The 23586-nt window shown below is 56.8% G+C and carries 23 protein-coding genes and 1 riboswitch; of the genes, 7 read left to right on the top strand and 16 right to left on the bottom strand.

All coding sequences use genetic code 11. The features are described from left to right. The first annotated feature begins 74 nt into the window (after positions 1-74). Entirely contained in the window at positions 75-1685 is a 1611-nt protein-coding gene (locus tag ACIP6T_RS02140) for an inorganic phosphate transporter (RefSeq protein ID WP_400455121.1), read from the top strand. Positions 1686-1697: 12 nt separating this feature from the next. Next, complete coding sequence (gene ppk2, locus ACIP6T_RS02135) at positions 1698-2618, top strand: polyphosphate kinase 2 (RefSeq protein ID WP_097097568.1); 921 nt, start codon at positions 1698-1700, stop codon at positions 2616-2618. On the opposite strand, the gene ACIP6T_RS02130 is transcribed toward ppk2, so the two are convergent. The 4 genes from ACIP6T_RS02130 to ACIP6T_RS02115 form a co-directional block, all read right to left on the bottom strand. Continuing rightward, complete coding sequence (locus ACIP6T_RS02130; RefSeq protein ID WP_097094497.1) at positions 2615-3823, bottom strand: MFS transporter; 1209 nt, start codon at positions 3821-3823, stop codon at positions 2615-2617. The genes ppk2 and ACIP6T_RS02130 overlap by 4 nt on opposite strands. 205 nt (positions 3824-4028) lie before the next feature. Beyond that, entirely contained in the window at positions 4029-4979 is a 951-nt protein-coding gene (dusC, locus tag ACIP6T_RS02125) for a tRNA dihydrouridine(16) synthase DusC (protein WP_097094498.1), read from the bottom strand. A gap of 4 nt (positions 4980-4983) precedes the next feature. After that, on the bottom strand, positions 4984-6369 hold the full coding sequence (gene rhlE / locus ACIP6T_RS02120; protein WP_097094499.1) for an ATP-dependent RNA helicase RhlE: 1386 nt from the start codon (positions 6367-6369) through the stop codon (positions 4984-4986). Positions 6370-6584: 215 nt separating this feature from the next. After that, positions 6585-6977: a YbhQ family protein gene (locus tag ACIP6T_RS02115; protein WP_400455117.1), complete on the bottom strand. Its 393-nt coding sequence runs from the start codon at positions 6975-6977 to the stop codon at positions 6585-6587. A 177-nt stretch (positions 6978-7154) separates the two neighbouring features. On the opposite strand from ACIP6T_RS02115, the gene ACIP6T_RS02110 reads away from it, so the two are divergent. Genes ACIP6T_RS02110 through ACIP6T_RS02100 form a run of 3 tightly spaced genes read left to right on the top strand, consistent with a single transcriptional unit; the run spans position 7155 to position 10131 of the window. Continuing rightward, positions 7155-7916: an endonuclease/exonuclease/phosphatase family protein gene (locus ACIP6T_RS02110; protein WP_097094501.1), complete on the top strand. Its 762-nt coding sequence runs from the start codon at positions 7155-7157 to the stop codon at positions 7914-7916. Next, a complete protein-coding gene (gene clsB / locus ACIP6T_RS02105; protein WP_400455114.1) occupies positions 7913-9157 on the top strand; it encodes a cardiolipin synthase ClsB in 1245 nt (414 codons plus the stop codon). Before ACIP6T_RS02110 ends, clsB begins: the two co-directional genes overlap by 4 nt. Further along, positions 9157-10131 carry a lysylphosphatidylglycerol synthase domain-containing protein gene (locus tag ACIP6T_RS02100; RefSeq protein WP_400455111.1) on the top strand — a complete coding sequence of 325 codons (975 nt, stop codon included), beginning with the start codon at positions 9157-9159 and terminating at the stop codon, positions 10129-10131. Before clsB ends, ACIP6T_RS02100 begins: the two co-directional genes overlap by 1 nt. Positions 10132-10224: 93 nt before the next feature. Here ACIP6T_RS02100 and ACIP6T_RS02095 read toward each other — a convergent pair whose 3' ends face one another. From ACIP6T_RS02095 to moaA, 7 genes are all read right to left on the bottom strand, one after another. Beyond that, entirely contained in the window at positions 10225-10932 is a 708-nt protein-coding gene (locus ACIP6T_RS02095; RefSeq protein WP_097094504.1) for a Bax inhibitor-1/YccA family protein, read from the bottom strand. A 56-nt stretch (positions 10933-10988) separates the two neighbouring features. Further along, positions 10989-12083 (bottom strand): DUF1615 domain-containing protein, encoded by a 1095-nt coding sequence (locus tag ACIP6T_RS02090; RefSeq protein WP_097094505.1) that lies wholly within the window; start codon positions 12081-12083, stop codon positions 10989-10991. Between the two features lie 80 nt (positions 12084-12163). Beyond that, entirely contained in the window at positions 12164-12616 is a 453-nt protein-coding gene (gene moaE, locus ACIP6T_RS02085) for a molybdopterin synthase catalytic subunit MoaE (RefSeq protein WP_400455108.1), read from the bottom strand. A 2-nt stretch (positions 12617-12618) separates the two neighbouring features. Beyond that, positions 12619-12864 (bottom strand): molybdopterin synthase sulfur carrier subunit, encoded by a 246-nt coding sequence (gene moaD, locus ACIP6T_RS02080; RefSeq protein ID WP_097094507.1) that lies wholly within the window; start codon positions 12862-12864, stop codon positions 12619-12621. Continuing rightward, on the bottom strand, positions 12857-13342 hold the full coding sequence (moaC, locus tag ACIP6T_RS02075; RefSeq protein ID WP_345827045.1) for a cyclic pyranopterin monophosphate synthase MoaC: 486 nt from the start codon (positions 13340-13342) through the stop codon (positions 12857-12859). Before moaC ends, moaD begins: the two co-directional genes overlap by 8 nt. Before the next feature lie 2 nt (positions 13343-13344). Beyond that, entirely contained in the window at positions 13345-13860 is a 516-nt protein-coding gene (moaB, locus tag ACIP6T_RS02070) for a molybdenum cofactor biosynthesis protein B (protein ID WP_097094509.1), read from the bottom strand. Positions 13861-13877: 17 nt separating this feature from the next. Beyond that, positions 13878-14864: a GTP 3',8-cyclase MoaA gene (gene moaA / locus ACIP6T_RS02065; protein WP_097094510.1), complete on the bottom strand. Its 987-nt coding sequence runs from the start codon at positions 14862-14864 to the stop codon at positions 13878-13880. Further along, positions 14854-14989: riboswitch (molybdenum cofactor riboswitch) on the bottom strand. It overlaps the preceding gene by 11 nt. A gap of 196 nt (positions 14990-15185) precedes the next feature. On the opposite strand from moaA, the gene yvcK reads away from it, so the two are divergent. Beyond that, a complete protein-coding gene (yvcK, locus tag ACIP6T_RS02060; protein ID WP_400455102.1) occupies positions 15186-16088 on the top strand; it encodes a uridine diphosphate-N-acetylglucosamine-binding protein YvcK in 903 nt (300 codons plus the stop codon). An 86-nt stretch (positions 16089-16174) separates the two neighbouring features. On the opposite strand, the gene uvrB is transcribed toward yvcK, so the two are convergent. Beyond that, a complete protein-coding gene (uvrB, locus tag ACIP6T_RS02055) occupies positions 16175-18196 on the bottom strand; it encodes an excinuclease ABC subunit UvrB (protein WP_097094512.1) in 2022 nt (673 codons plus the stop codon). Positions 18197-19099: 903 nt separating this feature from the next. On the opposite strand from uvrB, the gene ACIP6T_RS02050 reads away from it, so the two are divergent. Further along, a complete protein-coding gene (locus tag ACIP6T_RS02050) occupies positions 19100-19816 on the top strand; it encodes an ATP-binding cassette domain-containing protein (protein WP_097094513.1) in 717 nt (238 codons plus the stop codon). A 123-nt stretch (positions 19817-19939) separates the two neighbouring features. On the opposite strand, the gene bioD is transcribed toward ACIP6T_RS02050, so the two are convergent. From bioD to bioB, 4 genes are read right to left on the bottom strand one after another with little or no spacing between them, the layout of a single operon-like run. Beyond that, the gene (gene bioD, locus ACIP6T_RS02045) at positions 19940-20611 is read right to left on the bottom strand and encodes a dethiobiotin synthase (protein ID WP_400455097.1); all 672 of its coding nucleotides are present in this window, start codon (positions 20609-20611) and stop codon (positions 19940-19942) included. Further along, on the bottom strand, positions 20608-21363 hold the full coding sequence (gene bioC, locus ACIP6T_RS02040; protein ID WP_400455095.1) for a malonyl-ACP O-methyltransferase BioC: 756 nt from the start codon (positions 21361-21363) through the stop codon (positions 20608-20610). Before bioC ends, bioD begins: the two co-directional genes overlap by 4 nt. Beyond that, entirely contained in the window at positions 21347-22498 is a 1152-nt protein-coding gene (gene bioF, locus ACIP6T_RS02035; RefSeq protein WP_400455093.1) for an 8-amino-7-oxononanoate synthase, read from the bottom strand. The genes bioC and bioF overlap by 17 nt, the downstream gene beginning before the upstream one ends. Further along, positions 22499-23530 carry a biotin synthase BioB gene (bioB, locus tag ACIP6T_RS02030; protein ID WP_345827049.1) on the bottom strand — a complete coding sequence of 344 codons (1032 nt, stop codon included), beginning with the start codon at positions 23528-23530 and terminating at the stop codon, positions 22499-22501. Positions 23531-23586 lie beyond the last annotated feature (56 nt).

Below are 23586 nucleotides of genomic sequence, written 5' to 3'. Positions count from 1 at the left end.
TCATACAAACCCCGTATCACACTGGAAGTCAAAGGGTGCCGTTCGAGCATCGTGATTTAACACTGAGGTGTTTTATGGCTGAAAACAGTTTACCCGCATCGACCTCCTCGTCCCATAACGGACGCCCGAACCTTAATCGAGGCAACGGTCCTGCCTCACGCCTGATCTTTGTGCTGCTGCTGATGGCTGGCCTGCTGTATGCGGGCATCAACCTGTTTAACGACGTTGAAGAGACTGGCGCACCGGTGACCAGCTACACGCCATTCCTGCTGCTTGGCGTGGCGCTGATTATTGCGCTCGGCTTTGAATTTGTGAACGGTTTCCACGATACCGCCAACGCCGTCGCCACGGTGATTTACACCCATTCGCTGTCGCCCGGCGTGGCGGTGATGTGGTCCGGTTTTTGTAATTTCCTCGGCGTGCTGCTCTCCAGCGGCGTGGTGGCGTTCGGCATCATTTCGCTGCTGCCGGTAGAACTGATTCTGCAAGCGGGCAGCGGCCACGGTTTTGCCATGGTGTATGCGCTGCTGTTTTCGGCAATTATCTGGAACCTCGGCACCTGGTATTTCGGCTTGCCCGCCTCTTCATCCCATACGCTAATCGGTTCGATCATCGGCGTCGGCGTGGCGAATGCGTTGCTGCACGGGCGCAGCGGCACCAGCGGAGTCGATTGGGATCAGGCGATTAAAGTGGGCTACGCGCTGCTGCTGTCGCCGGTTGTCGGCTTTATCTGCGCCGGGTTGTTGCTGCTGGCGATGAAAGCGTTTATCCGCAATCGCCAACTGTATGAAGCGCCGAAAGGCAATCAGCCGCCGCCGGTGTGGATCCGCGGCTTGCTGATCCTCACCTGCACCGGCGTCTCCTTCGCGCACGGTTCGAATGACGGGCAGAAAGGCATGGGCTTAATCATGCTGATTCTGGTCGGCACCATGCCGATTGCCTATGCCCTGAACCGCTCGCTGCCGCCGGAGCAAATCCCGCGCGTCGCCGCCTTAACACAGGTCACCGAACAGCAGCTACTGACGCTGCAACCGGCGCCCGCCGCGATGCCTGCGCCGCGCGAGGTACTGACCGAATTCGTGCGCACCAGCCAAAACCGTCCGCAGGTATTACCTGCACTCGGCATGATGCTGGGCGATATCGGTGACCAGATTCGCCGCTATGGCGCGGTGGAGAACATCCCGGTGCAGGCGGTGACCAACACGCGCAACGAGATGTATCTGGCGTCGGAAACCATTAAACATCTGCAAAATGCCAAAGTGACACTGCCGGAAGAGACCGCGCGCAATCTGACGGCGGTGAAAAAAGAACTGGATGCCGCCACGCGCTTTATCCCGATGTGGGTGAAGGTGGTGGTGGCGATTGCGCTGGGCCTTGGCACCATGGTGGGCTGGCGCCGCATCGTGGTCACCGTGGGTGAGCGCATCGGCAAAACGCATCTCACCTACGCGCAAGGTGCCAGCGCCGAGCTGGTGGCAATGGCGACCATCGGCGCAGCCGACGTCTTCGGCCTGCCGGTTTCCACCACCCATGTACTCTCCTCTGGCGTCGCCGGATCGATGGCCGCCAACCGCTCAGGTCTGCAACTCGCCACCATTCGCAATCTGGCGATGGCCTGGGTACTGACGCTGCCGGTTTCTGTCTTACTTTCGGGGCTCCTTTACGCCCTGTTTATCCACCTGTAATGGGAGAAAATGATGGCGACACACGACAACAGCTTCCACAGCGAGACCTTTAATCAGCGTCTGCTGCAGGAGTTTTACGACAGCTACGACGAAGAGCTGGAAATGGAGCTGGACGACCTGCGCTTCAATGATAACGGTGAGACGCAGGCCGAGGGCGACAAAGCGTTTCGCCGCCGCTATTTCCGCGAGCTGCTACATCTGCAGGGCGAGCTAGTGAAGCTGCAGGATTGGGTGATGCGCACCGGCCATCGCGTGGTGATTCTGTTTGAAGGCCGCGATGCGGCGGGGAAAGGCGGCGTGATCAAACGTATTACTCAACGTCTGAATCCGCGAACCTGCCGCGTAGCCGCCCTGCCCGCGCCTAACGATCGCGAAAAAACCCAGTGGTACTTCCAGCGTTACATAGCGCATCTGCCGGCTGCCGGTGAGATCGTGATGTTTGACCGCAGCTGGTATAACCGCGCAGGCGTGGAGCGCGTCATGGGTTTCTGCAACGAAGAGGAAGTGGAAGAGTTTTACCGCAGCGTGCCAGAGTTTGAAAAAATGCTGACGCGCAGCGGCATCCAGATCGTTAAATACTGGTTCTCAATCACCGATGAAGAACAGGAGCTGCGTTTCCTCAGCCGCATTCACGATCCGCTTAAGCAGTGGAAACTGAGCCCAATGGACCTCGAAAGCCGTCGCCGCTGGGAAGATTACACTGAGGCGAAAGAGGAGATGCTGGAACGCACCAACATCCCCGAAGCACCGTGGTGGGTGGTGCAAGGCGTGGATAAAAAACGTGCGCGTCTCAACTGTATTAGTCATCTGCTGCAGCAGATGCCGTACGAAGAGAGTGAAGCCAAACCGGTTATGTTACCGCCGCGCGAACGTTCGGAAGACTATCGCCGCGCGCCAGTACCTGAGCACATGGTGGTGCCAGAGAAGTATTAATCGCTCGCAGTTTGCACGGCTGGCTGGCGGCCGTGCAGCTGTTGCAGACGCAGCGTCAGGCCAAAGGCACCCAGCACCATTAACGCCGCCGCCAGATACACCGACTGCATGCCCCAGTGACCAATCAGCAAACCCGCCACCGGACCGGTTAATCCCAGCCCTAAGTCGAGGAAGGCCGAATAGGTACCAAGCGCCGAGCCCTGATCCTGCTGCTGCACCCGCTTCACCGCCTCAACGCCAAGCGCCGGGAACACCAGCGAGAAGCCGCCGCCGGTGAGAAATGCCCCAACATCTACCAGCCACACGCTGTCGGCCTGCCAAATCAACAGCAATCCAGCGCACTCCAGCACCAATGACACCAGCGACACTTTCAAGCCACCAAAGCGGGTGATATAGCGGCCAAACCCGAGGCGAACCACCACGAAGCCCAGGCTGAATAAGGTGAGCGCAAACGCCGCGCCGCTCCAGTCGCGGCTGGCGAAATAAAGGGTGATAAAGGTGGAGATAACGCCAAAACCAATAGTGCCAAAGCCGAGCGCCAGACCAAACATCCACACGCGGCTGACCACGCGATGAAACGGAATACGCACGCCGGCCGTGACGCTGACGCTCGCTTTGCGGCTCGCCATCCAGAAGCCCGCAACGCCCATGATCGCCACCAAACCGGCAAAGCCGCTGATGCCAAACCACTGATTCAGCAGTACGCCGAGCGGCGCACCAATCGCCATGGCGAAATAGGTGGCTACGCCGTTCCACGAGATGACGCGCGCGGTTTGCAGTGGACCGACGATGTTCATGCCCCATAAGGTGGATCCGGTGCTGCTGAAGCTTTCACCTACGCCGAGGAACAGACGTCCGGCCGCCAGCAGCGCCAGGCTCAACATCGGCACGTCGCTGCACAGCGCGGCGAGAATCGATAGCACACCGCTCATGCCGCAGAACAGCAATCCCATCATCACCACGCGTTTTGGACCCAAGCGATCCGCCAGACGCCCCGAATGTGGGCGGCTTAATAGGGTGGCGAAGTATTGCAGACTGATGATCAATCCGGCGATGAATGAGCTGAAACCGAGCTGGTTATGCACGAATCCCGGCAGCACCGCGAGCGGTAAACCCACCGAAAGGTAGCAAAAGAAAGTGAAAATAATGACGGAGAGAATGCGTTTATTTAACTGAGCGTTACTCAGTACAGCGGCGTCAGACATGGGAAATGGCATCGAAAACAATGATGAAAGGAGTCAACCACTATAACCTTAGCCTGCTAATAGATCGCAGATTTTTTAGTTATAAAGTTTTAACCACATTTGAATAATACGGTCGCCATGAATGGCGCCCCTACGGCTATGTGGCGAGGGTTTCGTAGGGTGCGCATTGATGCGCACCGGCATACACAGGCAATTTTTTGCGGTATTAAGCGATTATCGCGGCTGCATGCCGCTCTATCGCTGTGGCGATCTCGGCGGAAACTTTGAGGGTGCGAACTTCACTGAATAAGCCGTCGGCTTCGTGATAGGCCTTGCGCAGATAGCCAAGCCACTGCTTGATGCGTGCCACGTGATACATGCCGGTATCGCCCTGCTTCTCCAGCTGGGTGTACTTCAGCAAGAGTGCCACCACTTCGGACCACGGCATCGGTGCTTCGTTGTACTTCACCACGCGCGCCAGGTTCGGCACGTTGAGCGCTCCGCGGCCAATCATCACCGCATCGCAGCCGGTAATGCGCATGCAATCCTGCGCATCCTGCCAGTTCCAGATTTCGCCGTTAGCGATCACCGGAATGCGCAGACGCTGACGAATTTCGCCAATCGCCTGCCAGTTGATACTTTCGGCGCGATAGCCGTCTTCTTTGGTTCGACCGTGCACCACCAGCTCGCTGGCTCCAGCTTGCTGCACGGCATCGGCGATTTCAAAGCGACGATCGCTGGCATCCCAGCCAAGGCGCACTTTCACCGTTACCGGCAAATGATCCGGCACCGCTTCACGCATCGCTTTCGCGCCGCGGTAGATCAGTTCAGGATCTTTCAGCAAAGTGGCGCCGCCACCGCTGCCGTTCACCAACTTCGATGGACAGCCGCAGTTGAGATCCACGCCCCACGAACCGAGTTCCACCGCACGCGCGGCGTTCTCTGCCAGCCATTCGGGATATTGCCCAAGCAGCTGCATGCGAACGCGCGTGCCTGATGGCGTGCGGCTATGGTTATGCAGCTCAGGACATAAACGATAGAAGGATTTTACCGGCAGCAGCTGATCGACCACGCGCAAAAACTCGGTCACGCACAAATCATAATCATTCACCCCGGAGAGCAGCTCACGCACCAGCGAATCGAGCACGCCCTCCATCGGCGCCAGCAAAACCCTCATGACGTTAGGCGTTCCCGGTTTTCTTCGGTGCCGGACGACGACGACCGCTGTTGGCCGCTGGAGCCGCCTGACCTGCGCCCTGCGCTGGACGACGCGCTGAACGCGCTTCACCCTGCGGACGTGGCGCATTGCCGCTGTGCGGGCGCGAGACGTTGCCGCCCTGACCGCGGCCCTGGCCTTGACCACGGCCCTGACCGCGACCACCGCCCTGCTGCTGACGACCGTTCTGAATCGGTTCCGCTTTAATGCTCGGATCGACTTCGAAACCTGGCAGCTCAATGCGCGGGATTTCACGCTTCAGCAGGCGCTCAATATCGCGCAGCAGTTTGTGTTCATCCACGCACACCAGCGACAGTGCAACACCGGTTGCGGCCGCACGACCGGTACGACCGATACGGTGCACGTAGTCTTCGGCCACGTTTGGCAGCTCATAGTTCACCACGTGCGGCAGCTCTTCAATGTCGAGGCCACGCGCCGCGATGTCGGTGGCCACCAGCACGCGAATGCCGCCAGATTTGAAGTCAGCCAATGCACGGGTACGTGCGCCCTGGCTCTTGTTGCCGTGGATGGCGGCGGCGGTAATGCCGTCTTTATTCAGTTGCTCAGCAAGATGATTCGCGCCGTGTTTGGTACGGGTGAACACCAGCACTTGCTGCCAGTTATCACGACCAATCATCAGCGACAGCAGTTCCCGCTTGCGCTTCTTATCCACGAAATGCACTTGCTGTGAAACCTGCTCAGACGCGGTGTTACGACGCGCCACTTCAACCTGTTCTGGGTTGGTGAGCAGCTTTTCCGCCAGCGTTTTGATCTCATCAGAGAAGGTCGCGGAGAACAGCAGGTTCTGACGCTTCGCAGGCAAACGCGCCAGCACGCGACGGATGTCATGGATGAAGCCCATGTCGAGCATACGGTCCGCCTCATCCAGCACGAGGATTTCGACCTGCGACAGATCAACCGCGTTCTGGTGAGCCAGATCGAGCAGACGACCCGGTGTTGCCACCAGCACGTCAACGCCGCCGCGCAGCTTCATCATCTGCGGGTTAATGCTCACGCCACCGAACACTACCAGCGAACGGATATCGAGATATTGGCTGTACTCGCGCACGTTCTCGCCAACCTGTGCCGCAAGTTCGCGGGTCGGGGTGAGGATTAACGCACGCACCGGACGGCGGCCACGCGCCGTCGACGGTTTTGCAGTCAGACGCTGCAGCAACGGCAGCGTAAAGCCGGCAGTTTTACCGGTGCCGGTCTGGGCGCTTGCCAGCAGGTCTCGACCAGCCAGCACCACGGGGATTGCCTGACGCTGAATTGGCGTCGGCTCTTGGTAGCCTTGTTCTGCTACCGCACGCAAAATATCGGCACTTAAGCCGAGAGAGTCAAATGACATGCAGGTGTATTACTCCAAACCGTCCTGACCGCCGTTAGCGGTGTAGTTTTCAGGAGGGATATGACGCAAGCGCGGGGCTCACGTGTGAAAAGGGCACAAACTACCATGCGTAAGGGCGCGAGTTTAGCAGCTTTCCGCGGCCACAGCATCCATAAAAAAAGGAGCCGCATTCGGCTCCTTTTCGTCAGGTCCGCATTACTGCGGTCCTTAAGCGATCAACTGCGCTTCTTCTCGATGCGCTGCACTGGCTCTTTCGCCAGCAATGAAACCAGCGCCGGACCAACCAACATCACTACGCCGAGCAAACCGATCAGCAGGTTGTTGTGGATAAAGCGGGAGATCAGGAACAGCGTCAACATGGCTGCACCAAAGTAGTAAGTGGTGGTTACCTCTTCAAGGGAATCACCCATTCTACGTAAACGGGCACTACGCTGCATGACCAGCATGGTAATAAATACCACCGCATAAGCTGCCACCAGGGTACTGCTCATTTCAACCAGCGCCCTATGTTTCCAGCCCCAAACCAGCGCTGCAACCACCAACAGGTGCATCGCAATGTGCAAACAGGTTTGTCCGGTAACAATCTGAACACGATTAGACCATTTCATTCTCTTCTCCTGGCAGACCCAACAGGTCGCCCAAGTGTATCTGGCTGGAGGCCAGACGAACTTCCTCAATGTAAAGCAAATTTCAGATTACGCCCTAATTTTCAGCCCTCAACACCACTCATTTGTGACAAAGACTACACTTTGGGCTGTTGATGATGAAAAGGAGCGCGTCGCAGTATGCCACAAAATACGCAAGGATTTTCATTTAAAGTCCTGACGATCAATACCCACAAGGGGTTCACCAGCTTCAATCGCCGCTTTATCCTGCCGGAATTGCGCGATGCTGTCCGCGCAACCTCCGCGGATATCGTCTTCCTGCAAGAGGTGATGGGCACCCACGCGATCCATTCGCTGCACATTGAGAACTGGCCGGAAACCTCACACTATGAGTTTCTGGCCGATACCATGTGGGACGATTTCGCCTATGGCCGCAACGCCGTTTATCCTGAGGGACATCACGGGAACGCGATATTGTCACGTTTCCCCATCGTTGAATATCAAAACCGCGATATTTCTGTGGCAGGAAGTGAAAAACGCGGCATGTTGCACTGCCAGATCCGCCTGCCAGATCGTAGCGAACCGCTGCATGTGTTCTGCGTGCACCTGGGGTTGAAAGAGAAGCACCGCCAGGCACAGATGAAGATGATGTGCGACTTCATTGCTACGCTGCCGCCAGATGCGCCTGTCGTGGTGGCCGGTGATTTTAACGACTGGCAGGTGAGCGCCAACCGCTTTCTTAAACGTGCCGTCGGGTTAGAGGAAGTGTTCAGTATCAAAACTGGCCGCCCTGCCCGCACTTTCCCGGCACGTTTCCCGCTGTTGAGGCTCGATCGCATCTATATCCGCAATGCTACGGTGAGTAAACCCTGGGCGTTACCGGTGAAACCCTGGTCCCACCTGTCCGATCACGCGCCGTTAGCGGTGGAGATTTTCCTATGAGTTTTAGTTGGCGCGACGGTAATCAGCTCCGTCTATTAGAAAATGGTGACCAGTTCTTCCCGCGCGTGCTAGGCGCTATCGCGCGCGCCGAACGCACGCTGCTATTGGAAACCTTTATTCTGTTCGAGGATGAAGTCGGTACCGATCTGCACGAAGCCTTGCTGCAGGCGGCCCAGCGCGGCGTGAAAATAGAGGTGATGGTGGATGGTTACGGGTCGCATGAGCTATCTGACCGCTTTGTCGATAGCCTGACGGCCGCCGGCGTGCGCTTTATCTATTACGATCCGCGCCCGCTGGTGCTTGGTATGCGCACCAATGTGTTCCGCCGTCTGCATCGCAAAATTGTGGTGATCGATGAGGTGATCGCCTTTGTTGGCGGCATTAACTTCTCTGCTGAGCACAATACCGATTACGGCGCCCAGTCCAAACAGGATTATGCCGTAGAAGTAAAAGGTCCGGTGGTGCTGGATATTACCCAATACGTGCAGCAGCAGATGGGCAGCGAACAGCACACGCGGCGCTGGTGGGGCGGGCGATCGCATCGTCCGGCAGTCAACGCCCTGCCTGGCGAGGCTCAGGTGCTGTTTGTCTATCGCGATAACGATGAACACCGCGACGATATTGAGCAGCACTATCTCGCTATGCTACGCAAGGCGAAGAAGGATGTGATTATCGCTAATGCCTACTTCTTCCCCGGCTATCGCCTGCTGCGTGAGATGCGCAGCGCGGCCCAACGCGGCGTGCGCGTCAGGCTGATTGTGCAAGGCGAACCCGATATGCCGATCGTCAAAGTGGGCGCTGAGCTGCTGTACAACTATTTAGTCGACGGCGGCGTGGAAGTGTATGAATACTGCCGTCGCCCGCTGCACGGCAAAATTGCGGTGCAGGATGAGCAGTGGTCAACGGTAGGATCGAGCAACCTCGATCCGCTGAGTTTATCGCTCAATCTGGAAGCGAATTTGATAGTACACGATCGCGCCTTCAATCAGGCGCTGCGTGAGAATCTGGAACTGCTGCTGCAGCACGATTGCGTGCGCGTAGACGATGACAAGCTGCCGCCGCGCAATTGGTGGCAGCTGACCAAAGGCATCATTGTGTTCCACTTTTTACGCCATTTCCCTGCCATCGCCGGTTGGTTGCCTGCCCATACGCCGCGCCTGTCACAGGTTGCTCCGCCCGTACAACCCGAAATGGAAACTCAGGATCGGGTCGAAGCCGATAATCCAGGAGCAAAATCCTAATGTCGAAAAAGAATCCACACTGGCAACTGGCAAAGAAGATCCTTACTGCGCTCTTTTTTATTGCGGTGATCGTGCTGCTGGTGATCTATGCGCGCAAGGTGAACTGGGAAGATGTCTATACGGTTATCGTCGGCTACAACCGTTACGTGGTGCTGAGCGCCGCCGCGCTGGTGATAGTGAGTTATCTAACGTATGGCCTGTACGATCTGATTGGACGCGCCTACTGCGGGCATAAGCTGGCGAAACGCCAGGTAATGCTGGTGTCATTTATCTGCTATGCCTTCAACCTGACGCTTAGCACCTGGGTGGGCGGCGTGGCGATGCGCTATCGGCTTTATTCGCGGCTTGGCCTGCCGGGCAACACCATCACGCGCATTTTTTCACTGAGCATCGCCACCAACTGGCTCGGTTATATTTTGCTGGCTGGCGTGGTATTCGCGGCGGGCATGGTGCCCATTCCTTCCGGGTGGTTTATTGGCGAAACCACGCTGCGCATCATTGGCGCAGTGCTGTTAGTGACGGTGGCGATCTATTTATGGGCCTGCGCCTTCGCGAAGAAACGCCGCTGGACGGTGAAAGGCCAGCATCTGCAGCTGCCGTCGCTGCGGATGGCACTGTTTCAGTTTGCGGTTTCCTGCGCCAACTGGATGGTGATGGGGATGATCATTTGGCTGCTGCTGGCACGTCAGGTTGATTATCCTATCGTGCTGGGCGTGCTGCTGATCAGCAGTATTGCCGGCGTCATTATTCATATTCCGGCCGGAATCGGCGTATTGGAAGCGGTTTTCCTGGCGCTGCTGAGTGGGCAACATGCCTCGCACGGCACCATTATCGCGGCGCTGCTGGCCTATCGCGTGCTCTACTTTATTCTGCCGCTGTTAGTCGCGCTGGTGCTCTATTTGTGGCTGGAGAGTCGCGCAAAACATTTGCGCCAGAAGAATGAGCAGAAGATGGAGAAATCAGTGTCGCGCTGAGTGGGTGCGGATTTCCCCTCACCCTAACCCTCTCCCGCAAGCGGGAGAGGGGACAGTTTGGAGCGAACCACAAGTGGTGTTTTGAAGCGGCGGTTAGCGGCGGTTGCCGAAGATGCGGAGCAGCATCAGGAACAGGTTAATGAAATCGAGATACAGCGTTAGCGCGCCCATAATTGAGGTTCGACGCAGGTTCTCTTTGTCATTCACGTTGATGTTCTCACCAATCGCTTTCAGCTTCTGCGTGTCATACGCGGTGAGACCAACAAACACCACCACGCCGATATAGGTAATTGCCCACATTAACGCCGGGCTTTTCAGCCAGAAGTTTACCAGCGACGCCAGCAGAATACCTATCAGCGCCATAAACAGCAGGCTGCCAAAACGGCTCAGGTCGCGCTTGGTGGTGTAACCGTAGAAGCTCATCGCCCCGAACATCCCGGCCGTTACAAAGAAAGTGCTGGCAATGGATGAATAGGTGTAGACGAGGAAAATACTCGCCATCGTCAGCCCGGTGAGCGCCGAATAGAGCATAAACAGCCCGGTTGCCAGCGTGCCGCTTAGACGATGCACCATACCCGACAGCACAAATACCACCGCCAGCTGCGCGATGATCAGTCCAAAGAAAGTAATACGGTTCGCAAACACCAATTCCATGACAGCCGGTGTGCGAGCAGCGAACCACGAAACAAACGCGGTGAGCAGTAAGCCGCAGGTCATCCAGCCATACACCTGCGCCATATAGGTCTGCAGCGAGGTGGATGCCTGCTGCACGATTGAATCATTACGTGGATATCGGTCCATGAAGCACCTCATTAATGCGAAACAATAGGTAAGTGTGGAGTGTACACCCGTTTGCGTCAACGGCGCGTCAAGCACTGTTGATAGCGGCCATTTACGCGCTGGGCAAACCACGCGGTGGTGAGGTTGCGGGTGATTTTCGGGCTCTCCAGCTTAATGCCCGGCAGCATTTCACGCGGCACTCGTTTGCCGGCCATCTTATCGGCAAGAATAAAGGTCTGTTTCCACAGCGTGCTGGTGGCGAAGTCGGCGGTGTCGCCCTTCTCCAGATCGCGGCGAATTTCGCGGTTGCTCATATCCAGCTGCTTGCTCAGGCTGCGCACCGCCAGTTCGGTGGAGCTGGCCTGCTCGCTGCCATACATGATCAAATCGCCATCCAGTGCCAGCTTGATACCGCTGGCGCGTGCGATCGCGGCCTGGAAGGCGGCATTGCGGCTGGCGTACCAGCCGGCATTGAAGTCGGCGAAGCGGTACAGCATCTGGCTGTAATCGGCTGGATAGCCGAGCAAATGCAGCGTACCGAAGTAGATGCCACCGCGTCGGGTGAAGACCTCGCGGCGAATCGATCCATCCACCGCATACGGATACCCTTTGGCATGCGCTTCGGCAAACGCAATGCTGACCTGCATCGGCCCACCGGTGTGGATCGGGTTGAGATTGCCAAATAGCTTCTGCCCCATCGGCACCATATCAATGAAATCATCGAAAATGGCGCTCAGCTCTTTCTCGCTGCGCACGTTATCCAGTCGTGCCGCATAGCTTTCGCCATTCGGCGATTTAATCAGCAGCGCGGTGCGCACCAGAAACGCCGGAACGTGCACCTTGGCGGCGCGGCGATCGATTTCACCCCAGGCAATTTTAGGTAAGCCCGGCACTTCCGCATCGGCACTGAAGTTGGATTCCTGATCGGTAACCGCAATCACCGCGCAAATGTTGCTGGCGCTGGGATCGATTTGCTGCACGCGGAAAGCGGTATAGATATCGTCAGCCCAGGCGGATTTCTGTTTCACGTCGCTGGGCAACAGCTGCTGGATCTGACTTTTGACATCAGCAGGCTGACGCGCCGGTGCCTGCGGCTCTTTTTTCGTGCTACAACCGGCCAGCACCAGCGCAGCCAGCACTGCTGCGCCCTTCACAATTTTCGTGGTTTTCATCCTGCTCCCTGACGCCAACAAAAACCGTACCTTAACGTTTTCAGTGGTCTGCCGCTATCGGAGCGGGAAGATTTTGCGCGCTAGCTCCAGCGCTCAGCGGCTTGATGATCGCTGTCACGCGCATCAACCCAGCGATCGCCTTCGGCAGTGGCTTCGCGCTTCCAAAACGGCGCGCGGGTTTTCAGGTAATCCATAATGAACTCGGTGGCGGCGAACGCGCTGCTGCGATGGGCGCTACTGACGCCAACAAACACGATTTCATCACCGGGGAACAGTTCGCCAACGCGATGAATCACCGTTACCTGCTGTAGCGGCCAGCGCTGACGCGCCTCGACGACAATATCCGCCAGCGCTTTTTCCGTCATGCCGGGATAATGTTCCAGCGTTAACGCCGCAACAGCATCGCCGAGATTGTGATTACGCACTTTGCCGGTGAACGTGACGACTGCGCCATCGCTATCGTGGGCGGAGAGTAAGCTATATTCCTGGCCAACGTCGAACAGCTCAGCGCCGACACGAATTCGCGTTTCCATGCTCAACCTCCGGTAACCGGCGGGAAAAATGCCACTTCATCACCCGCGCGCAGCGGATGGCTCATAGGCACCAGCGTTTGATTCACTGCCGCCAGCAATTTGCCAGACTCCAGCGCCAGCGCCCAGCGGTCGCCCTGCCCGGCTAACGCCGCACGCAGCGTGGCAACATCGGCATAGTCCGGTGCCAGTTCCAGCGCGCTGGTGCCGGTTAATTCCCGAACCTGGGCAAAAAACAGCACCTTAATCATGGCTCACCGCCTTGAAATCCCCGGATTTACCGCCGCTTTTGCTCAGCAACCGCAACTGATCGATGACAATGTCTTTTTGCACCGCTTTGCACATGTCATAGATGGTGAGCGCTGCGACCGACGCCGCGGTTAAGGCTTCCATCTCGACGCCGGTTTTGCCCGTCAGGCGACAGAGTGAAGTGACGCGCACGCGGCTGTGTTCCGGTTCAGCAATCAGGGTCACTTCCACCTTGCTCAGCATCAGCGGATGACACAGCGGAATCAGTTCCCAGGTGCGTTTCGCCGCCTGAATGCCGGCGATACGCGCGGTGGCGAACACGTCACCTTTATGGTGGCTGCCGTCGATAATCATCTGCAGCGTTTCTGCGCTCATCAGCACCAGCGCTTCCGCTTGTGCTTCGCGCACCGTTTCAGTTTTACCAGAGACATCCACCATGTGGGCTTCGCCTGCGGCATTGATATGCGTTAAGGATGACATACTTACAACTTCTTCAAATGAGAGACAAAATTACACGGACGGGTACGCGCATCCAGCTGATCTTCAATGATGCGCTCCCAGCCGCTGCGGCAGGCGTTGGTCGATCCCGGCACGGCAAAAATCAGCGTCTGATTGGCCAAACCGGCAACGGCGCGCGACTGCAGCGTTGAGCTTCCGATCTCTTCATAGGAGATCATGCGGAACAGTTCACCAAAGCCTTCAATCTCACGATCGAACAGCGGTAGCAAGGCTTCAGGCGTACTGTTTTTGCTGTTGAAACCGGTGCCGCCATTGATAATCACCACCTGCACATCGTCGCTGGCGATCCAGCGCGATACCGTGGCACGAATGCGATAGCGGTTGTCCGGCACCATCGCACGGTCCACCACCTGATGCCCGGCTTCTGCCAGCGCTTCACGCAGGTAATCGCCGGATGTGTCATTACTGGCATCACGGCTATCAGAGACGGTCATTACCGCTACATTTAAGGCGATAAATTCGCCGGAAGGTTTACCCATGGCCATAACTCCTGTGTTTAGCCACCAATAAAGGAGAGGTTTTGCGTGATGCCGGTATTGCCCTGATGCAGAAAGTGCGTCTGCTTTTTCTGCCCAAGGCTGTGCGCAATGCGCGCCTGCAGCTCTGCTTGCTGATCGTCAGACGCCAGCAAATCGCGCAGCGACACGCCGCCGTCGCCAAACAGGCACAGATGCAATTTACCCATCGCTGAGACGCGCAGGCGATTGCAGCTGGCGCAGAAATCTTTCTCGTACGGCATGATCAGGCCCACTTCACCCTGATAATCGGGATGACGAAACACCTGCGCCGGCCCGTCGCTGCGGCCGCGCGGCTGGCGCTGCCAGCCCTGCATAATCAGCTGGTCGCGAATCACTTCACCGGAGATATGATGACGATGGAACAGATCGCTGCCTTCACCGGTTTCCATTAGCTCGATAAAGCGTAGTTGAATCGGCCGCAGGCGCAGCCACTCAAGGAAGGTGCTGAGGCTGTGGCTGTTCACATCGCGCATCAGCACGCTGTTAACTTTCACTTTCTCGAAACCGGCATCGAAGGCGGCATCGATGCCCGCCATCACCTCGGCAAATTTGTCTTGTCCGGTAATGGCGTGAAACTGGCGCGCGTCGAGGCTATCGACGCTGACGTTGATGTGGGTGAGACCGGCTGCGCGCCATGCTCGCACGTCGCGCGCCATGCGGTATCCGTTGGTGGTCATGGCAATCTGACGGATGGCATCGTTTTCCCGCACCGCGGCGATGATGTCGGTAAAATCACGACGCATAGAGGGTTCACCGCCGGTCAGCCGCACTTTTTCGGTGCCCGCCGCCGCAAAGGCACGCGTCACGCGACGAATCTCATCCAGCGAGAGAAAGCTTTTGTTGTGCGTGCCGCTCGGCTTATAGCCGTTCGGCAGGCAGTAGGTACAACGGAAGTTACACACATCCGTGACCGACAGGCGCAAGTAGTAAAAGCTGCGCGCGTAGGCATCTGTAAATTGTGGCACCTGAACACCTTTCCAAAGTCGGGAGATGCAGGCATTTCTTTCTGCACCCTGGCAGCTCAATGCTGCGGCCTGTATTCCATATCTTTCACGACTTAGGAAACCAGGCTTGGGAGTTTGTTGTCATTGTGGACAACACGGTTAAAACGAATGGTAGCGCGATTAGCGATTAGCATCCATCAGTGAATTTCGCTATATATATTGATGCATAACGTATTTTTCACCGCATTTTCGCGACAGGATACGGTAAAATACGCCGCAGATATTGATGCACATCAGTTCAACTACGCCTCAATGCGAGGACGGCAGTGACAAAGGAGAAACATGAATCGAACCCTGGCAGATTTGGATCGCGTAGTGGCGCTGGGCGGCGGGCACGGTCTTGGACGTGTGATGTCAGCGCTGGCACCGTTGGGCTCGCGCTTAACCGGTATTGTCACCACCACCGATAACGGCGGATCCACCGGCCGCATTCGCCGCTCGGAAGGCGGCATTGCCTGGGGCGATATGCGTAACTGTATCAATCAGCTGATCACTGAACCGAGCGTCGCCACCGCGATGTTTGAGTACCGCTTTAGCGGCAATGGCGAGCTGGCCGGGCATAACCTTGGCAACCTGATGCTGAAAGCGCTTGATCACCTGAGCGTACGTCCGCTGGAAGCCATCAACATTATCCGTAATTTGCTTAAAGTGGATGCGTTTCTCATTCCGATGTCAGAACAGCCTGTTGATCTGGTGGCACAGGATGGCGAAGGCAACATGGTATACGGGGAAACCGCTATTGATGAGATGAAGCAGCCCCCCGAGGAGTTGATGCTGCACCCGAACGTGCTGCCCACGCGCGAAGCGATCGAGGCGATAGGCGAAGCGGATTTGATTCTGATTGGCCCCGGCAGTTTTTACACCAGCCTGATGCCAATATTGCTGATGGAAGATATGGCGCGCGCGATGCGCCGTACGCCCGCTACCATGGTATTTATTGGCAATCTTGGTCGTGAACTGAGTCCAGCAGCGGCCAGCCTGAATGTTGCTGACAAACTGGCTATCATGGAGAAAGCCATTGGCAAACGGGTGATTGATGCGGTGGTGGTAAGTCCAGCCGCAGATATTAGCGGAGTGGAAGATCGTTTAATTATTCGCGAACCGCTGGAAGCCGCCGATATTAAATACCGTCACGATCGCCAACTGCTGCGCATTGCGCTAGAACACGCGATTCAGGCCGTTTAATTTCCAGGTGCGCATGAATGCGCACCCTACGAAAACCACGCTGAATTCCTGTAGGGTCGTCATTCATGGCGACCTGGATACCACGATCACGAAGCCGCAATAAACAGCTCGCGCAATTGATGCAACTGATCGCGCACGCTGGCAGCCTCTTCAAACTCCAGATTCTGCGCGTGTTGCTGCATCTGCCCTTCCAGCTCGTGAATTTTCTTTTGCATCGCCTGTGGCGTAAGCGCCATATAGTTGGCTTCCGCCTCTGCCGCAGTGCGCGATGCGGTTTTACCTTTACCGCGCGTCTTAACCACGTTTTTGCCCAGCTCAAGAATATCGGTGATTTTCTTATTGAGCCCCTGAGGCACGATACCATTCTCTTCGTTATATTTTTGCTGCTTCTCGCGACGACGTTCCGTTTCACCCATCGCGCGTTCCATTGATGGCGTGATTTTATCGGCGTAGAGAATCGCGCGCCCATTGATATTACGCGCGGCGCGACCAATGGTTTGAATCAGTGAACGCTCAGAGCGCAGGAAACCTTCTTTGTCGGCATCGAGAATCGCCACCAGCGACACTTCCGGCATATCCAAGCCTTCACGCAGCAAGTTGATGCCCACCAACACATCAAACTCGCCGAGGCGTAAATCGCGGATGATTTCCATACGTTCTACGGTATCGATATCCGAATGCAGATAGCGCACCTTCTCACCGTGTTCCACAAGGTATTCGGTGAGATCTTCTGCCATACGCTTGGTCAAAACGGTAACCAGCACGCGCTCATTAATCTCGACACGCTTGCGGATTTCCGACAACAAATCGTCGACCTGGGTCGCGACCGGTCGCACTTCGAGGATCGGATCAAGCAGGCCGGTTGGACGCACCAGCTGATCGATCACTTCGCTGCCTGATTTTTCCAGCTCGTAATTGCCGGGTGTGGCCGACACATAAATGGTTTGCGGCGCGGACGCCTCAAACTCTTCAAACTTCATCGGGCGGTTATCCAGCGCCGACGGTAAGCGGAAGCCATACTCCACCAGCGTCTCTTTACGCGCGCGGTCACCGCGGTACATACCGCCAATTTGCGGGATCGTCACGTGCGATTCGTCAACCACCAGCAAACCGTCAGCCGGCAGATAATCAAATAAGGTTGGCGGCGGCTCGCCCGGTCCGCGACCGGACAGATAGCGCGAGTAGTTTTCGATACCGGAGCAGTAACCCAGCTCGTTCATCATTTCGAGGTCGAACTGGGTACGCTGAGAAATACGCTGCTCTTCCAGCAGCTTATTGTTCTCCAGCAGCACCTTGCGGCGGTCCACCAGTTCAACTTTGATATCTTCCATCGCCTGCAGAATACGCTCGCGCGGCGTGACATAGTGCGTTTTAGGATAAACGGTAAAACGCGGGATCACCGAGTCAATCTGCCCGGTAAGCGGATCAAACAGCGACAGCCGCTCAACTTCTTCATCAAACAGCTCAATACGCAGCGCAATGTCGTCTGATTCGGCCGGGAACACATCGATCACTTCCCCACGCACGCGGAAGGTGCCGCGCTGGAAAGCCTGATCGTTACGGGTATATTGCAGCTCTGCCAGACGACGCAGAATGCTGCGCTGGTCGATAATCATGCCGCGCGTTAAGTGCAGCATCATTTTCAAATAGAGATCGGGATCGCCCAGACCGTAAATAGCGGAAACCGACGCCACTACGATCACATCACGACGCTCCAGCAGCGCTTTAGTCGCCGAGAGACGCATCTGTTCAATGTGCTCGTTCACCGAGGCATCTTTTTCGATAAAAGTGTCGGAGCTGGGAACATAGGCTTCAGGCTGATAGTAATCGTAGTAAGAGACGAAAAACTCCACCGCATTGTCCGGGAAGAACTCTTTCATCTCGCCGTACAGCTGCGCCGCCAATGTTTTGTTCGGTGCCAAAACCATCGTCGGGCGATTGAGATCCGCAATCACATTGGCAACGGTAAACGTTTTACCTGAACCGGTTACGCCCAACAGCGTTTGATGGGCGAGTCCATCCTCCAGCCCCTCTTCCAGGCGGCGAATGGCCTCAGGTTGGTCGCCTGAAGGCTTGAAAGCGGAGTTGAGTTTAAAGGCTTTGCTCATGTTTTAGCGGTTCCAGCAGATGAAGACGGCGGGCAGGCTGCTAATTCTACTCTGCTGTGGCGAATTTGCCAGAAAAAAATACTGGACATAATCACAGTACCGTTGCACGATAATCGTTCCTGCAGGGAAATTTCTTCCGTGCATTTTAAGCGGCATGAGGCAAATGCTTGTTGCGCAATGTTATCCCCAGAGCGAGGATGCTTTTAACATTTGTCAAGAGAGTGTCATTAAATTGCAGTCCGATGACAAGGCAGATAAATCGTATGCTTGATTTTAACTAACCTGCTGTTTTAATTGAATTACACCTAAAAGCCCAGATTCTCATCATAATGTATGAAGGCCGCGAATTTACTCGCTTGCGCCCGGTTTTCAGTCGCTAATGCACAAGGTTATCCACAGTAATGGTGGATAAGTGAATCCAGCCCAAAGCCCATCAGCTGTGTATAATTTTCTTGCAGGTCGTCTTCAGGGCAAAAAAAAATTTTTTCGTCTTTTTTTTCTCACCTGTCGGATAGCCTTAACCCCCTTTTTTTCCTCTCTGCTCCCCCATTGTGAAGGGGAAAAGCGCCTTTTTAATACCACTTTTTCCTAAGTTATTGCCTTAAGAACGATCATATGCACCAGAAACGTTAAGCCATCAGCACTGCCGAAGTGCAGCCGGTTTGTCACCGCATGGAATTGTTAAGCATTTCTCAACTTTCAAACCTTGATTTTGCCGTTTTTAGGCGCTGCTCGGTTTCCATTTCCAACCTGGCCTGGGAATTGCAGTGTTTAAAGCCAGGGAGTAACGCGTCCTCCTCGGCTTTTGCCGACGACAGCGGTGTCCATCAATCGTGCACGACTGTATGCCAGACGACACAGAGCGGGAGCATTCAGGCTAATAATCTGGAAGGAGTATGTCAGATGCTGAGTTTACGTTCGGTGAATCAGTTTTACGGTCAAAATCACATCCTGTGGGATGTGGATCTCGATCTGCCGCCGGGTACCTGTACCGGCGTGTTAGGCAGCCCAGGCATGGGTAAAACCACGTTGGTTAATTGCATTATGGGCCGCTTGCCTATCAACAGCGGCTCGATGACCTGGCAAGAAGATGGCTCGCCGCCGGAGGATTTACTGCTGCAACCGGCCGAGATGCGTGCCCGCACCGGGATTGGTTATGTCCCGCAGGGGCGGCACATTTTCTCGCAGATGAGCGTGGAAGATAACCTGCTGATTGCCCTAATGGCAGCGCAGGACGATCGCAGCCGTGCGATTCCGGAAATGGTCTTTGATCTGTTTCCGGCGCTCTATTCGATGCGCCACCAGCGCAGCGGCGAACTGCCGATGGAGCAACAGCAGCATTTGGCCCTGGCGCGCGCATTGGTGCTGCAACCCAAGCTGGTGATTCTCGATGAACCAACGGAAGGCATGTCGCCGTGGCTGGAAGAGGAGATGGGCAATCTTATCCGACGGCTTAACCGCGAATACGGTCTGACGATTCTGTTGCTGGAGCAGCACGTGTCATTCATCCGCCGCGTTGCCGACTATTTTCTGCTGCTGCATCGTGGACGCAACGTGGCGCACGGCAAAATGGCGCAGTTGGATGACATCACCGTCAATAAGTGGTTAACGGTGACGTAGATAGCCAGGTCGCCATGAATGGCGACCGTACAAAACGGCATCTGGTATCGTAGGGTCGTCATTCATGGCGACCATATAAAACGGCATCTGGCATCGTAGGGTCGCCATTCATGGCGACCTGGATTATTGCGGCAGTGTCAGATAGCGCCCGCAATCGCCTTGCTGCGCCTCATCGCTGAGGTGGGGGATCTCACCGAGGAACGGCGCGTCAATGCGCTGACGCAGCGTGGCCATATATTCCTGATGGCGTTTGCCCGGCGGCTGGATATCATTGGCAATCCAGCCCGCCAGGCATAAACCTCGCGCTTTCACCGCTTCGGCGGTAAGCAGCGCATGGTTGATGCAGCCTAACTTTAGGCCCACGACCAGAATTACAGGTAGCTGCTCGGCTTCAACCCAATCTGCATAGGTCTGCGTGTCCGATAGCGGCGTGAACCAGCCGCCCGCGCCCTCAACTAACACCCATTCCGCCTGCTGCTCAAGCACGCGTAAGCCAGCAGAAAGTGCGGCAAATTCAATTGGCCTGCCCTCTTCTGCACTGATGATATGCGGTGAAGTCGGCTCGACAAACGCCAGCGGATTCACCTGCTCGTAGCGTAGCGGCACGCTGCTGTAGCGCTGCAATGCCAATGCATCACTGTTGCGGACGCCTTCTTGTGTGATCTCACAGCCGGACGCCACCGGTTTATAGCCGGCGGTGCGCAATCCTGCGGCGCTCGCCGCCTGCAACAGTGCGCCGCTGGCCACGGTTTTGCCTACTTCGGTATCGGTTCCGGTAATAAACCAGCGTGTCATTTCGTTAAAACTCCATACATCAAATGGTAGCTCAGGCGGTAACCGGCCTCATCCTGCGGCCAGTGCTGCTCAAGTGTTGCTAACTGGGTTCGTGTCAGCACGCTGCTGCCGCGTCCGTCGTGCAGATGCGTAGCACCAATGCCTTTCAGGGAACGCATGGCGCTAAGCGCACTGGGGAAATGCAGCGTAACGATCTGCTGCTCTGCCTGCATCGGTAGCGTTGCGGTGGCCGCGCGCAACTGCGCTGCGCTGAGAAAACGATTGGCGTGGCGGCGACCATCCAACTGCGCCCATGCGTGATGCACTTCGTGTAGCGAACCGTCGAGCAGCGTGGAGAACAGCACCGTGCCGCCTGGGCGCGTGACGCGCAAAAACTGCTGCAGCGCAGTGCACAAATCACTGCTCCACTGCACTGCCAGGTTGCTCCACACGCCGTCAACGCTGGCATCCGCTAGCGGCACATCATCAATATCACCCAGCAGATAATGCTGCGCCGATTGCTGTTCGCGCGCCGTTTGCAGCATATCGGGTGAGAGATCGAGCGCGGTCAGCGTACGCCCGCGATCGCGCCAGTAGCGGCTATACCAGCCGGTGCCGCAACCGGCATCCAGCAGATGCGGACCAAAACCGGCCGGTGCCCGCGCCAGCAGCGCATCACCGCTCAGTCGCTGCAGCTGCGCATGCTGTTCGTAATGTGCGGCCGCACGACCAAAAGCCTGCGCCACGGCCTGCTTGTTAACCTGCAGCGTCATACAGCGCCTCCAGCAGTCGATCAATATCATCGGTGTGATGCGCAGCGGTGAGCGTGATGCGCAGCCGCGCGGTACCCGGTGGCACCGTGGGCGGACGGATCGCGCTCACCCAACAGCCGGCCTGCGCCAGCCGCTGCGACAGCGCCAGCGCAGCGCTATTTTCGCCAACGATCAGCGGCTGAATCGCACTGTCTGAAGCGACCAGCTGCCACGGTAAATCCGCGGCACCGGCGCGAAAGCGCGCAATGTGACTGTGCAACCGTTCACGCAGCGCATCGCCTTGTTGAATCTGCCGCAGCGCCGCCAGCAGCGCATAGCACTGCGCCGGCGGCATAGCGGTGGAATAGATCAGATGGCGGGAAAATTGTTCAACGTAATCGGCGGTCGCATCATCGCACAGCAGCGCGGCACCACTGACGCCAAACCCTTTGCCAAAGGTGACGATCAGCAGCTCCGGCTTCACCTGTTGCTGCCAGCAGCTGCCGCGCCCTTGTGCACCGGTAACACCGATGCCGTGCGCATCATCCACCAGCAGCCAGCCGTTGCCATGCCGCGTCTGTTCTGCAATAGCCGCGAGCGGCGCGCTGTCGCCATCCATACTAAAAACGCCTTCGGTGACCACCAATGTGCCACCGTCTGATGGCGTCGCCAGCAGTTTCGCCAGGCTTGCCGGCTGATTATGGGCAAAGCGGCGCAGGCTGGCCGGACTGTGGCTGGCGGCATCCAGCAGCGACGCGTGCGCCAGCTTATCGGCAAAGATGCGATCCTGCTTTTCCGCCAGCAGATGGATCACCGCCTGATTGGCGGCAAATCCCGAAATGAACAGCAGCGCGCGCGAATAGCCCAGCCAATCGGCCAGCTGTTCCTCCAACTGGGCGTGATGGCGGCTGTAGCCGGTAACGTGACCGGATGCGCCTGCACCTGCGCCCGCCTCAGCCGCGCCCTGCTGCCACGCGGCGATAACCGCCGGATGCTGGCTCAGGCCGAGATAGTCGTTACTGGAGAAGTGCCGATAGCGTTGGCCGTCGAGCGTAATTTCCCGCACGTTGTTATGTTCGATGGGACGCCGCTGCCGCCAGCCATCGGCGGCCCGCCGCGCCGCCAGCGCGTGATCGATACGTTGTGACCAGCCCATTTACACAGCCGCGTTGTAGAACTGCTCGGTATCCGCCTGTAGCAGCTGTTCGCTGAGCTGATATTGCTGCTCATTATCCCCCGCCGTTGTCGCGGTATGTTCCGGATTGAGGCCGAGTTTGCGGAACAGAATCAGATCTTTATCCTCTTCCGGGTTTGGCGTGGTGAGCAGTTTGCAGCCGTAGAAGATCGAGTTAGCCCCGGCCATAAAGCACATTGCCTGGGTTTGCTCACTCATCTGCTCGCGACCGGCAGAGAGACGCACGTGCGACGATGGCATCATGATGCGCGCCACCGCGATGGTGCGGATAAAGTCGAACGGTTCCACATCCTCGTTATCCGCCAGCGGCGTGCCTTTCACCTTCACCAGCATGTTGATTGGCACGCTCTCCGGTGGCGTCGGCAGGTTAGCCAACTGCACCAGCAAACCGGCGCGATCTTTCACCGTTTCCCCCAGGCCCACGATGCCGCCCGAGCACACTTTGATGCCCGCGCCGCGCACTTTGTCCAGTGTATCCAGGCGCTCCTGATAGCTGCGCGTGGTGATGATGTTGCCGTAGAATTCTGGCGAGGTATCGAGGTTGTGGTTGTAGAAATCGAGGCCGGCTTCAGCAAGGCGCTGCGCCTGGCTGCCATCCAGCGTGCCGAGCGTCATGCAGGTTTCCATGCCCATCGCTTTCACCCCCTGCACCATCTGCTGCAGATAGGGCATGTCGCGCTCGTGCGGATTTTTCCACGCCGCGCCCATGCAGAAACGGCTTGAGCCGGCGGCTTTGGCTTTGCGCGCCGATTCCAGCACCGCATCCACTTCCATCAGACGTTCGGATTCGAGACCGGTTTTGTAGCGCGCGCTCTGCGGACAGTATTTACAATCTTCCGGGCAGGCGCCGGTTTTGATCGACAGCAGCGTGCTGACCTGTACCTGACGCGGATCGAAATGTTGACGATGCACTTGCTGCGCTTCAAACATCAACTCAAGGAAAGGTTTTTCGAAAAGTGCCTGAGCTTGTGCCAGTGTCCAGCGGTTTGCCATTGCTTACTCCAAAAAAAAGGGGGTTCATCCCGACGATTAACGTGGTTATACTTGTA

This window comes from Pantoea sp. NPDC088449, assembly GCF_044753225.1.
GTDB lineage: Bacteria > Pseudomonadota > Gammaproteobacteria > Enterobacterales > Enterobacteriaceae > Pantoea > Pantoea floridensis.
The sequence above is the reverse complement of the archived record's forward strand: the minus strand, read 5'-3'. Positions and strand labels throughout refer to the sequence as shown.